Here is a 12111-nt window from a genome sequence, read left to right on the forward strand (position 1 = left end):
TGGCTCGGGACGGAATCGAACCGCCGACACACGGATTTTCAGTCCGTTGCTCTACCGACTGAGCTACCGAGCCAAGACATGGAGGAGGAAGAGGGATTCGAACCCCCGCGAGCCGTTAAGCCCCTGTCGGTTTTCAAGACCGATCCCTTCAGCCAAACTTGGGTATTCCTCCGAGATGTATCATATGATTTTTTTCAAATGGTGGACCCTGCAGGACTCGAACCTGCGACCGATCGGTTATGAGCCGATAGCTCTAACCAACTGAGCTAAGGGTCCGTTTTTTTAAAAGGGCGATTGATGGGAATCGAACCCACGAATGCCGGAGCCACAATCCGGTGCGTTAACCACTTCGCCACAACCGCCATGACTTTAGGATAATATGGTAGCGGCGGAGGGGATCGAACCCCCGACCTCACGGGTATGAACCGTACGCTCTAGCCAGCTGAGCTACACCGCCATATGGCTCCACAGGCAGGATTCGAACCTGCGACCGATCGGTTAACAGCCGATAGCTCTACCACTGAGCTACTGTGGAATAATTTGATAAGTTATGTATTCGCGATTACGATATGTATTAGCGACGTTATATAATTTATCATGCATTTAATAACTTGTCAATTGTTTTTTCATAAGTTTTTATTATGTTTTTTCGTTCTTGTTAACTGACAGGAATACTATAGCATGTCTGTTCATATTTGTGCAAGCAAAAAATAAAGACAGGAGATTATTTCTCCTGTCTACTCGCCCAATATCAGCTGCGCAATGTTGACGGCATGATCTCCGATACGCTCTAAATTACTGATAATATCCACGAATACAATTCCAGCAGATCCGGCACATTTCCCTTCATTCAGACGAATAAGATGCGACTTCCGGTAAGCACGTTCCATCTTATCAATTTTATCTTCCTTCTGGAGAACTGCCAGCGCTGTTTCTCGATCTTGCTTGTCCAATGCTTCGAGAGCCTGTTTTACTGTCATGATAGTCAAATCGAACATGCTGTTGAGTTCCTGCTGCGCTTCTCTCGTCAGCTTGATGTTACTCGAAATCTGGAAATCGACGAACTCGACAACATTCTCAAAATGATCTCCGATACGCTCAATATCCCGAATTGCATCTAGGAGAGCTGCATGCATGATACTTTCTTCTTCAGAAAGTGTGTTAGTTGAAATTTTAGAAAGATAATCAGTAATCTCCCTATCCTTCCGATTCACTTCCTTTTCCAGCTGCATAGCCAAATCAGCGAATTGTCTTTCATGATTATTTGCATATGTACTTGCCTGTTCCAATCCATCTACTGCAAGCCTGCCCATATGTAATACCTCCAGCTTTGCTTGCTCCAATGCAAGAACCGGAGATTGTTGAATGAACAATGGATCAAGATGGTTTGTCAATGCCATCGGCTTCTCTTCCTCACCGGGTATTATCTTAGTAATAATCCAGACAAATAAACCGAGAAACGGCAGCAGCAATAACGTATTTGCAAGATTGTAGAAACCGTGTGCGCTCGCAATCGTCAGCTTATCATTCAGTTCGAACGTATGCTGCATCCAAGCCACGATATCAACGAATAAAGGCAGAATCAGTAGAAAAACTACCATACCGATTGCATTGAACAAAACATGACTGAGCGCTGCCCTCTTAGCCTGGACGGTGGCGCCAATTGCGGCAAGCATAGCCGTCAGAGTTGTACCTAAATTATCCCCGAGCAAAACCGGCATAGCCGCCTTCAAATCGATTCCATTCTGCGCATAAAGCTCCTGCAGGATAGCAATTGTTGCACCACTGCTTTGCACTACAATTGTTGTGAATGTCCCAATCGCAACCCCTGTTATCGGATTCGAGTGCATACTTGTGGCCAGGGACTGGAAAGAATCCATGCTAAGGACAGGGTGCAGCCCTTCCCCTATCAGAGTCAGTCCGTAGAAAATACCACCGGCTCCGAATAATACTTTCCCGATTTGCTGTGTACGCTGATTTACGAAGAAATAGATTAGAAATGCTCCTAAAGCCATGATCGGCAGACCGAATTTAATTAAATCAATTCCGATAAAGAACGCCGTCAAAGTCGTACCGATATTCGCTCCCATAATGACAGAAACAGCCTGTCTTAACGTGAGGTAACCAGCATTGACCAGCCCGACAATAAGTATGCTTGTTGCAGTGCTGCTTTGGATAAGAACAGTTACGATAAGACCTGATAGCACTCCAACAAGCGGATGGATGGTGAATCTGTGCATCGCAATTTGCAGTTGTTTGCCGTACGCTCGCTGCAAGCCATCCCCAAGATAACGGATTGAAAAGAGAAACAAGCCCAAACCGCCGATAAATTCAAAGATGATAAATTCCCAATTAGACAAAGCAAGCCTTCCTTCCCTTCTCAGTGTTTCCTATTCAATTATTGAATTTGTTAGAAGGCTTGTAAAGGTCTTGTATGGAAATTTACAATTTATTTAGCTGTTTTTGTAAATTAATTAGTATTCTCTTCGACCTTCTCTACCATAATTCTCGCACCACTTACATTCGTCACTTTAATTCTGCTGCCTCGATCCAGCCACTTTCCATCTGTGATAGCACTTAACTCACGGCCGTCCACTCGTACTGTACCTGACGGACGCATCGGTGTTACCGCTTCTCCCTCTTGTCCTACAAGGGCAGCGTACGTCTCATTCATCGAGTTATATCCCTTTTCTGAACTGAGTGTATCAAGCAGAGCTATTTTCCCCCACATATCTCGTTTTGGGAATGCCTTGAGGAAAACGAAGGAACCAACAGCTCCAAGGATGACTCCTATAATTGCATAAATACCCGCGGTCCAATTCGGTGCTGTGAATCCAACTGTTAACAGCATCGTCAGCAAACCGATAACGCTGAGCGTACCATCATTTAAAAGCTTTCCGTCGATGACGATTAATAGCATCCCGACAAAATACAGCGGAAGCATGTACCATATTGCAGAGGGATCCAAGTAACTGATAAAGAAAGTACTGATAAAGCCAGCCCCTAATAAAAAGAGGATACCTTTGGTTTTCACTAAAATTTCACCTATAAGAAACATCGTCCCAAGTCCGGTCATAAAGACCGGCAGCCAATTATAATCCAACATGCACATACTCCTTTCTCCTACTATCTATATACGAGTTAAGATGCTTTTTGTTTCATCATAAAGGTATTTTCCTTCTTATGCCTAATACATAACATACACGTTTGATGAGCGGAGGAAAATCTATGTGGAAACGGATCGGTATTTTTTTGTTTTGCTGCGCGTTATTTATGAGCATATGGAAGGATCTTACGATAGGCAGTCCGGTACCAGCCACACCAGCAGAAACGAACACGGAGGAACCGGAAAACGATGAAGAGCAGGAAATGACTCAAGAGACGTTTCAGCCTGTGCTTCTGCAGGTAAAACAAGGAGACACACTACTTTCTGTAGCAAATGAGTTGAACAATAATGACTTGCGCGTTACGATGGAACAGGTGATCGTGGATTTCGAGGAATTGAATCCCGGTAAGGATCCATATGCACTGAATGCAGGATCCGCTTATTATTTTCCCCATTATCTTAGATGAAGATTTTATTAAAGTTGAGCCTAGTTACTTCTAATTTAGCAGTATTAGCATTATAATGGGAAAATATAAGGATATATCCCTGTTTTCCTCGCGATAATCAAAGGAGCGATATATAAATGGCATTAATACACAGACAAGATACCCGTCAGGTCAATGTTGGTAATATTACGATCGGCGGTAAAAACGAGGTTGTCATCCAGTCTATGACAACAACAAAAACGCATGATGTGGAAGCTACTGTAGCGGAAATACTGCGTCTTGAGGAAGCAGGCTGCCAAGTAGTAAGGGTAGCATGTCCTGATCAGCGTGCAGCTGAAGCGATTCCTGAAATCAAGAAACGCATAAATATCCCACTAGTTGTAGATATTCATTTCAACTATAAATTGGCTCTGAAAGCAATTGAGGGCGGAGCGGACAAAATTCGTATCAACCCTGGTAACATCGGGAAGCGGGAGAAAGTTGAAGCTGTCGTAAACGCAGCTAAAGCAAAAGGTATTCCGATTCGAATTGGTGTTAACGCTGGTTCCTTAGAGCGTCATATTCTAGAGAAATATGGCTATCCAACTGCAGACGGCATGGTAGAAAGTGCATTGCATCACATTAAAATACTCGAGGAGCTTGATTTCCACGATATCATCGTTTCCCTCAAGGCATCCGATGTGTCATTGGCTATCGAAGCATATGAAAAAGCAGCAGAGGTAATTCCTTATCCACTCCACCTTGGTATTACGGAATCCGGAACACTATTTGCCGGTACCGTGAAAAGTGCTGCCGGTTTAGGAGCTATCTTGAGTAAAGGCATCGGTAGTACGATGCGTATTTCCTTAAGTGCAGATCCAGTTGAGGAAGTAAAAGTAGCTCGTGAGTTACTTAAAATATTCAATTTGTCCTCCAACGCGGCTACTTTAATTTCCTGCCCTACTTGTGGACGTATCGAAATCGACTTAATTAGTATTGCAAATGAAGTCGAAGAGTACATCAGCACAATTAAAGCACCTCTTAAAGTTGCTGTACTTGGATGTGCGGTAAACGGGCCTGGTGAGGCTCGTGAAGCGGATATCGGTATCGCTGGTGCCCGCGGAGAGGGTCTATTGTTCCGCCACGGAGAAATCATCCGTAAAGTACCTGAGGAGACAATGGTAGAAGAATTAAAAATCGAGATCGATAAGCTTGCTGAAGAATATTTCGCTGAACAAGCAGCTAAAGAAAAAGAAGCAGCAGCAGCTAAAGCATAAGGAAAAGCTGACTCCAGACGGAGTCAGCTTTTTTTATACATATGGAGCTGTGAATAGAGAAATGACAATTGCTAAAATACTTACGACTAAGGCGATATTCCCTAATACATTTGCGCCTCTTCTCTTCGCCAGTACTCCGAAGACGATACCAGCCGCCCCGACAAGGATCGGTGCAAAAAAGAAAGATGCAACAGATAAGATCAAGGCAATATAGCCAAACATTTTTCCAGAATCAGTCGTTTGCTGTTCGCCTTCTTTTTCAGAACGTCGATAACGGTCTTCAGCAGGAGATATCTCAGCTGCCGTCTCGACATCACGTTTTGTTTTTACATCTTGATCAAATTGTTCCTTATCCATGTGAATCCTCCTTATCTGGGGTAAGGTATGGTTCTAGTTTGTGTGGATTGGGCATAAACTTACCAGGTAGATAAAGGAATTAGCATGCTACATCCACATCTTAGAGCTGGAGGTTTCAAATGAATTTCATCGTTCATAAACTGGTGTTAAATAAGCTGCGTAATTTGACCGTTGATGAGATCCTGGAGCATAGCCAAGAATACCAAGTGCCTCTTTCACCCGTGCAGGCATCCCAGATTGTTCAATTTCTGCGTCAAAACAGGTTAGATCCGTTTAAAGAAGATGATCGTCTGCAGATGCTAAAAGCACTCGCACAGATCACCGACACACAAACCGCTCAAAAAACCCATCAGATTTTTCTACAGCTCGCCAAAGAACACGGTATCAAGTTGTAGAAAAATACCCCGAGGCAGAATTACTGCTTCGGGGTATTTTATTAAGCCAAGATATTCTCTTTTAAATTCGGGTTGAAGCTGTTGTTTATGAGCATATCGATTTCATGCGCATAAGGTGCTTTTTTGTTCTTTTTATCTTCTCCAACGAATGGTGTTTCCAGTATTTTCGGCAGCTGCTGCAGCTGATCGTGATGAACGATATATCGCAAAGCATCATAGCCGATATGACCGAATCCAATATTCTCATGACGGTCTTTTCTTGCTCCACGTTCATTTTTACTGTCGTTAACATGGAGTACCTTTAGTCTGTCCAGACCGATTACTCTATCGAATTGATCTAATACACCATCAAAGTCGTTCACGATATCGTAACCTGCATCATGCGTATGGCAAGTATCGAAGCAGATGGAAAGTTTGTCATTATGTGTGACACCATCTATGATACGCGCCAGTTCCTCGAAGTTGGATCCTACCTCGGATCCTTTTCCAGCCATTGTTTCCAAGGCTATCTGAACATTCTGGTCTTTCACAAGCACTTCATTCAAACCCTCAATAATCTTTTGGATGCCAGCAGCGACGCCTTCACCTACATGCGCACCTGGATGCAGCACAATCTGCTTCGCTCCAATAGCTTCTGTGCGCTCGATTTCACTGCGAAGGAAGTTCACACCCAATTCGAATGTCTCTGGCTTGATTGAGTTGCCAACATTAATAATGTAAGGAGCATGTACGATAATATCTGTAATACCATGCTCTTTCATATGCGCCCGGCCAGCTTCAATGTTCAGCTCCTCGATCGCCTTTCTTCTTGTGTTCTGCGGTGCTCCTGTGTAAATCATCATAGCGTTGGCGCCATAGGAATATGCTTCTTCACTTGATCCCAAGAGCATTTTCTTACCGCTCATACTGACATGTGATCCGATTATCATAAATCCACGTTCTCCTTACTTTCGCTTAAAACGATCTTTTCGGTCCAGCTTCTTCTTGATTTTATTTTTCTCATACTGCATCTTCCGCTTGTAGCCCGGTTTTACTTTCTTCGGTTTACGCACTTGCTTCCAAGCTTGGGATTCATTATCAGATTCCGTTTTCTTCCGTGTAACTCGTTCGTTCCACGCTTTCAGTTCTTTCCATTCGCCATTAGCAATATCATAGGTTGTGAATTCGAGACCTTTTTTATGAAGTTTCTGAATCAGTTCTAAGTCATGATCACTGTATAGACTGATGGCAGTCCCTTCCATACCAGCACGTGCTGTTCTGCCTACACGGTGTACATAGAATGGTTCTTCTTTCGGAAGCTGCGCGTTAATGACGTGGCTGACACCTTTAATATCGATACCGCGTGAAGCCAAGTCAGTCGCAACAAGATATTGGAAACGCAATTCCTGGATGTCGCGAAGTACGCGTTTTCTCTCCCTAGGAGTAAGTCCGCCGTGCAAAAGACCTACCGGCAATCCTTTATCCGTCAGTTCTGCTGCCAATGTATTGGCTGCGTCTTTACCATTGACGAAAATAATGGCCATATATGGCTGGATGACACTTGCTATTTTCATGATAGTCTCTGCTTCATCACGGTGTCTCATCGGGACTAAACGATGCTCCATCGATTCCGGAGATAAATGACCGCCGATTTCAAAGTGCTTTGGATTGTTCAAATACTTTTTCAAGAACGGCTGCAAACGCTCAGGGATTGTCGCAGAGAAAACGAGCAGCTGTACATCTTGACGCATGCGCGTCAAAATTTGATCAACATCTTTGATAAAACCTAGGTCCAGCATTAAATCCGCTTCATCAAGGACGAAGCTTGCAGCTGGATACAGATCCAGTGCCTGCTCTTCCATCAAATCCAAAATTCTTCCTGGTGTACCAATGATGATCTGCGGCTGAGTTTTTAATTTCTCAATGGATCTTTTCTTGTCTGTTCCGCCGATGAACAGCTTCGCATGCCAATCGTTCTCTTTACCAGCAAGCTTGATGAAATGACGAGCTTCATCATATATCTGGATTGCAAGTTCACGTGTCGGTGCTGTGACTACAAACTGAGCACGCTGCTCGCTCTCCTTCAATTTACTAAACAAAGGAATCAAATAAGAATGTGTCTTACCAGATCCGGTATGGGATTGGCCGATAACACTCTCCCCACGCAGAACTGCCGGGATAACTTTTTCCTGAATTGGTGTTGGATTAGCAAAGCCTAGTTTATCAATCGCTTCGTTGACAGTTGGCTGAAGCGCGTATTGTTTAAATTGGTGATTTTTCATGTGTAACTCCTTTTGGTCATTCTCTTACTTTTATATTATAGAGGACTTTGTCATATTTTGCACGATTACACGAGGATAATAAACAATCTTTGTCATATTCCTTATTAGCCTTTATAATGGAGAAGACCCAGAAATAGATGTCCCGTGTAAACGGAGAAGGGGGAAACACAGCGAATGAACGTAATTAAAATAGCGCCACGAGGTTATTGCTACGGTGTGGTAGATGCCATGGTGATTGCGCAGAATGCCGTGCGGGATGAGAATCTTCCCCGGCCGATTTATATTCTTGGCATGATCGTGCATAACGCCCATGTAACCAATGCATTTGAAACAGAAGGTGTTATCACACTCGATGGTTCAGACCGAATGGAGCTTTTGGAACAAATAGACAGCGGTACCGTTGTATTCACAGCTCATGGTGTATCTCCTGAAGTGAAACAGCGTGCACACGATAAAGGACTGACTGTCCTTGATGCTACCTGCCCGGATGTGACTCGCACACACGATCTGATCCGCGAAAAGGTTGCTGAAGGCTATGAAGTAGTTTATATCGGTAAAAAAGGGCATCCAGAGCCGGAAGGTGCAATAGGCGTCGCTCCAGGAAAGGTACATCTTGTCCAAACAGAAGAAGATGTACAAGAACTTGAATTGGACGCTCAAAAGCTGATTGTAACCAACCAAACAACAATGAGTCAATGGGACGTTTACGATGTAATGCAGCTCGTAAAAGAGAAATTCCCGCAAACTGAAATGATTCAGGAAATCTGCATGGCCACACAAGTGCGTCAAGAAGCAGTCGCCGAACAGGCTAAAGATGCTGATCTGACATTAGTTGTCGGTGATCCGCGAAGCAACAACTCTAATCGCCTCGCACAGGTATCTCAAGAGATTGCTGGTACGACAGCATACCGTATCGAAGATCTTTCTCAGTTGAAGCTTGAATGGCTGGAAGGCGTCGAGACAGTTGCTATTACTGCTGGTGCCTCCACTCCTACTCCTGTGACGAAGGAAGTTATCAACTTTATCGAGAAGTTTGATCCAGCGAATCTGGAAGATGTGAAGCTGGAATTCAATGTCGATCCGAAGAAGATCCTTCCGAAAGTCAAAGTTAAGAAAGCGTAAGAAAACCGAGTCCTTACTGGACTCGGTTTTTTTATATAACTTGAAATGGATCTGTGTTCACTTGTGATACACGTACTGGTACATTTGCTAATGCAGTTTGCAGATAATCTGCTACTTTTTGCTTCATGATTTGCTCTGCATAATGACCGGGATCAATCAGACAAAGTCCCGCTAGCATTGCATCTTGCGTCTCATGAAATGTTAAATCACCTGTAATATACACATCTGCTTGCTGCAATGCCTGGTCGATATAATCCCTGCCGCTTCCTCCGAGTACTGCAACTGTTTCAACTGTAGTAGTCGCATCACCAGTGAATCGTACATGCTGCACATCATACTGCTGCTTCACGAGTAACGCCAATTCCTTCAATGTCATCGGAGAAGGCAATTTTCCGGTACGGCCTAATCCATAGGCTTTCCCTTTCTTTTCAACAGGATAAATATCGTAAGCCACTTCTTCATATGGATGTGCTTCTATCATCGCAGCTACTGCGCTTCTTACATTCTCTTCTGGAACCAGAACTTCGATTCGAACCTCTTCTACACGTTCCAGTTCACCTGCATGACCGATGAATGGCTGTGCCTTGGCATTCGGCTGAAAATAACCGGTTCCTTCTGAAACGAAACTGACATTCTCATAGTCGCCAACATTTCCGGCTCCATTGGTATGCAATGCATCCTTCACGTTTTGTTCATGTGTCTTGGGAACAAAAACAATCAACTTCTTGAAAGTTTGGTGCCCCGCAGGTAGAAATACCCGCTTTTGTTCGAGACCCAAGGCATCTGCCATCAAATCGTTGACACCGCCGTCGACTATATCGAGGTTAGTGTGCGCTGCATACACAGTTATGTCATGCTTCATAAGCTTCTGGATGATGCGTCCCTTAGGCGTAGTAGTATCTAATTTTTTTGGAGGTGCAAATAATAATGGATGATGAGCAATGATCAGATTGGCATTTTGCGATATAGCTTCGTCTACAACTGCTTCAGTTACATCCAATGTAGTCAACACACCTGAGACTGTTTGATCAAGCGTACCAACCTGCAGTCCAACATTATCCCACTTTTCTGCAAGTAAAGGCGGGCACCATGATTCAAAGTACGCAATTACATCAGCTATTAGCATCTGCTTTTCAGTCATTCAATTCCTCCTCCAGCCATGCGAGCTCTTGTTTGAAGGACGCAAGCTTCGCTTCATCAACTTGCTGCGCCTGTTGCATGTTTTCTACGTTGCGCTCGAGCTTCTGCTTGTACTCCGACCATTTTGCTCGGAAAGCTGCATTTTTTTCCTTCAATAAGATCGGTCCGAATAAAAGCTCCTTCTCACGTACAGTTGCATCCTCATGATAAATACTCTTTCCCTCGCGTACAGCTACCAACACCTCATAAATGTGCCCAGCTTCTTCTAAGATCTGTTCCTTTTGCAGAACGAAACCATTATTTTGGAACCATTTACGGAGAGCCCTAGCATCTATATTAGGTTGGACAATAAGCTGTTCTACACGACCAAGCTTATCTTTACCTTGTTCTAAGATCGAAGCAATTAAAGGACCTCCCATACCTGCGACGACGACTTGCTTCACCTCGTTTGGTTCAACAACTGCAAGTCCATCACCCTTACGTACATCTATTCGATCAGTTAAGCCTTGAAACTTCACCTGTTTTTGAGCACTGCGAAAGGGCCCCTCATTAATTTCTCCTGCTACAGCTTTGCTGGAAGGATCCTGCAAACATACATAGCAAGGAAGATAAGCGTGATCAGATCCAACATCGACAAAATGCGCAGATTTCGGCAACTGGGCGGCAACTGCTGAAAGTCGCTCTGACAATGATAAAACGTTCATTATATCCAACTCCTTTGTCAAATATACGTGTTTTTTGTAAAATATCCTCCCACACTTTTTGCTGAGAGAATTTGCATTCGGCTTTCAATTTTTGTAAAATGTATGTATTCCTAAGGGCAATAAGAAAGCCCAGCTACATGCGGTTATACACATGATAGCTGAGCGAAAGCCTTCTTATTCTAGGAAATCTTTCAAGCGTTTGCTACGGCTTGGATGGCGAAGCTTACGCAGTGCTTTAGCTTCGATTTGACGGATACGCTCTCTAGTTACGCCGAATACCCGGCCAACTTCTTCAAGTGTTCTTGTTCGTCCGTCATCAAGTCCGAAACGCAGACGAAGCACGTTCTCTTCACGGTCAGTCAATGTATCGAGTACATCTTCCAACTGTTCTTTCAGCAGTTCATACGCTGCATGATCAGAAGGAGAAGTTGCTTCCTGATCCTCGATAAAGTCTCCAAGATGGGAATCATCTTCCTCACCAATTGGTGTTTCAAGGGATACAGGTTCTTGAGCAATCTTTAAGATTTCACGTACTTTTTCTGGTGTAAGTTCCATCTCTTCACCAATCTCTTCAGGAGATGGCTCACGCCCTAGATCCTGCAGAAGCTGACGCTGTACACGAATCAGTTTATTGATTGTTTCCACCATATGCACAGGGATACGGATTGTACGCGCTTGGTCAGCGATTGCGCGAGTGATTGCCTGACGAATCCACCAAGTAGCATACGTACTGAATTTGAAACCTTTACGGTAATCGAATTTCTCAACTGCTTTAATAAGACCCATGTTACCTTCCTGGATTAAATCCAAGAACAGCATACCACGTCCTACATAACGCTTTGCAATACTAACTACTAGTCGCAAGTTAGCTTCCGCCAATCGACGTTTCGCAACTTCATCTCCAGCTTCAATGCGTTCAGCCAGCGCAATCTCCTCTTTTGCTGACAATAGATCGACGCGGCCGATTTCTTTCAAGTACATGCGCACAGGGTCATTGATCTTGATGCCAAGTGGTACACTTAGGTCATTCAAGTCAAATTCTTCCTCTTTCGCAATTTGTTTCATATTCGGGTCCTGGTCGGATTCACCAATCACTTCCACATTTTGTTCGTTCAAGTGCTCGTAGATTTCATCCATTTGATCGGAATCCAATTCAAAGCTTGCAAGACGCTCACTTACCTCTTCATAAGCAAGGACTCCACGCTTTTTACCCATTTCAACAAGGAGTTCTTTTGCTTGCTCCAATGTCATTTCAGTCTCATTCACTTTAGAACCTGCTGGCTTATTCTCTGCCATAAGTCCTCCTCCTTCCAAAACATCAAGC

The 12111-nt window shown here is 43.8% G+C and carries 12 protein-coding genes and 6 tRNA genes; 4 read left to right on the forward strand and 14 right to left on the reverse strand.

Annotated features, from left to right (window positions below; genetic code table 11):
- The 8 genes from GZ22_RS08905 to GZ22_RS08940 all read right to left on the reverse strand — a co-directional run bounded on the left by GZ22_RS08905 (position 1) and on the right by GZ22_RS08940 (position 3106).
- Positions 1-73 (reverse strand) — tRNA-Phe (locus GZ22_RS08905).
- A 6-nt stretch (positions 74-79) separates the two neighbouring features.
- Positions 80-172: transfer RNA gene (locus tag GZ22_RS08910), tRNA-Ser, on the reverse strand.
- A gap of 27 nt (positions 173-199) precedes the next feature.
- Positions 200-276, reverse strand: a tRNA-Ile gene (locus GZ22_RS08915).
- Positions 277-289: 13 nt separating this feature from the next.
- A tRNA-His gene (locus GZ22_RS08920) sits at positions 290-362 on the reverse strand.
- Positions 363-380: 18 nt separating this feature from the next.
- A tRNA-Met gene (locus GZ22_RS08925) sits at positions 381-457 on the reverse strand.
- Positions 458-460: 3 nt separating this feature from the next.
- Positions 461-535, reverse strand: a tRNA-Asn gene (locus GZ22_RS08930).
- A gap of 202 nt (positions 536-737) precedes the next feature.
- The gene (locus GZ22_RS08935) at positions 738-2360 is read right to left on the reverse strand and encodes a Na/Pi cotransporter family protein (protein ID WP_038561354.1); all 1623 of its coding nucleotides are present in this window, start codon (positions 2358-2360) and stop codon (positions 738-740) included.
- A gap of 110 nt (positions 2361-2470) precedes the next feature.
- Positions 2471-3106, reverse strand: coding sequence for an NfeD family protein (locus GZ22_RS08940; RefSeq protein ID WP_318576599.1), 636 nt, complete (start codon positions 3104-3106; stop codon positions 2471-2473).
- A 122-nt stretch (positions 3107-3228) separates the two neighbouring features.
- On the opposite strand from GZ22_RS08940, the gene GZ22_RS08945 reads away from it, so the two are divergent.
- Both GZ22_RS08945 and ispG read left to right on the forward strand, forming a co-directional pair.
- A complete protein-coding gene (locus GZ22_RS08945) occupies positions 3229-3573 on the forward strand; it encodes a type IV pilus assembly protein FimV (RefSeq protein WP_038561368.1) in 345 nt (114 codons plus the stop codon).
- A 116-nt stretch (positions 3574-3689) separates the two neighbouring features.
- Positions 3690-4808 (forward strand): flavodoxin-dependent (E)-4-hydroxy-3-methylbut-2-enyl-diphosphate synthase, encoded by a 1119-nt coding sequence (ispG, locus tag GZ22_RS08950; RefSeq protein WP_038561371.1) that lies wholly within the window; start codon positions 3690-3692, stop codon positions 4806-4808.
- A 33-nt stretch (positions 4809-4841) separates the two neighbouring features.
- Here the strand turns inward: ispG and GZ22_RS08955 are convergent, their stop codons facing one another.
- Positions 4842-5165, reverse strand: a complete 324-nt coding sequence (locus GZ22_RS08955) for an MFS transporter (protein WP_038561373.1) — start codon at positions 5163-5165, stop codon at positions 4842-4844.
- 119 nt (positions 5166-5284) lie between these two features.
- Between GZ22_RS08955 and GZ22_RS08960 the strand changes: the two genes are divergently transcribed.
- On the forward strand, positions 5285-5560 hold the full coding sequence (locus GZ22_RS08960; protein ID WP_038561376.1) for a DUF2624 domain-containing protein: 276 nt from the start codon (positions 5285-5287) through the stop codon (positions 5558-5560).
- Between the two features lie 41 nt (positions 5561-5601).
- Here the strand turns inward: GZ22_RS08960 and GZ22_RS08965 are convergent, their stop codons facing one another.
- On the reverse strand, positions 5602-6489 hold the full coding sequence (locus GZ22_RS08965; RefSeq protein ID WP_038561378.1) for a deoxyribonuclease IV: 888 nt from the start codon (positions 6487-6489) through the stop codon (positions 5602-5604).
- Positions 6490-6504: 15 nt separating this feature from the next.
- A complete protein-coding gene (locus tag GZ22_RS08970) occupies positions 6505-7821 on the reverse strand; it encodes a DEAD/DEAH box helicase (protein WP_038561381.1) in 1317 nt (438 codons plus the stop codon).
- A gap of 174 nt (positions 7822-7995) precedes the next feature.
- Between GZ22_RS08970 and GZ22_RS08975 the strand changes: the two genes are divergently transcribed.
- On the forward strand, positions 7996-8943 hold the full coding sequence (locus GZ22_RS08975; protein ID WP_038561383.1) for a 4-hydroxy-3-methylbut-2-enyl diphosphate reductase: 948 nt from the start codon (positions 7996-7998) through the stop codon (positions 8941-8943).
- Positions 8944-8974: 31 nt separating this feature from the next.
- On the opposite strand, the gene GZ22_RS08980 is transcribed toward GZ22_RS08975, so the two are convergent.
- From GZ22_RS08980 to rpoD, 3 genes are all read right to left on the reverse strand, one after another.
- Positions 8975-10084, reverse strand: coding sequence for a Nif3-like dinuclear metal center hexameric protein (locus GZ22_RS08980; RefSeq protein WP_084160704.1), 1110 nt, complete (start codon positions 10082-10084; stop codon positions 8975-8977).
- Positions 10077-10787, reverse strand: coding sequence for a tRNA (adenine(22)-N(1))-methyltransferase (locus GZ22_RS08985; RefSeq protein ID WP_038561386.1), 711 nt, complete (start codon positions 10785-10787; stop codon positions 10077-10079). Before GZ22_RS08985 ends, GZ22_RS08980 begins: the two co-directional genes overlap by 8 nt.
- A 174-nt stretch (positions 10788-10961) precedes the next feature.
- On the reverse strand, positions 10962-12083 hold the full coding sequence (gene rpoD / locus GZ22_RS08990; protein WP_038561388.1) for an RNA polymerase sigma factor RpoD: 1122 nt from the start codon (positions 12081-12083) through the stop codon (positions 10962-10964).
- Positions 12084-12111: the final 28 nt, after the last annotated feature.

It is taken from the genome of Terribacillus saccharophilus, from assembly GCF_000725365.1.
Classification (GTDB): Bacteria; Bacillota; Bacilli; order Bacillales; family Amphibacillaceae; genus Terribacillus; species Terribacillus saccharophilus.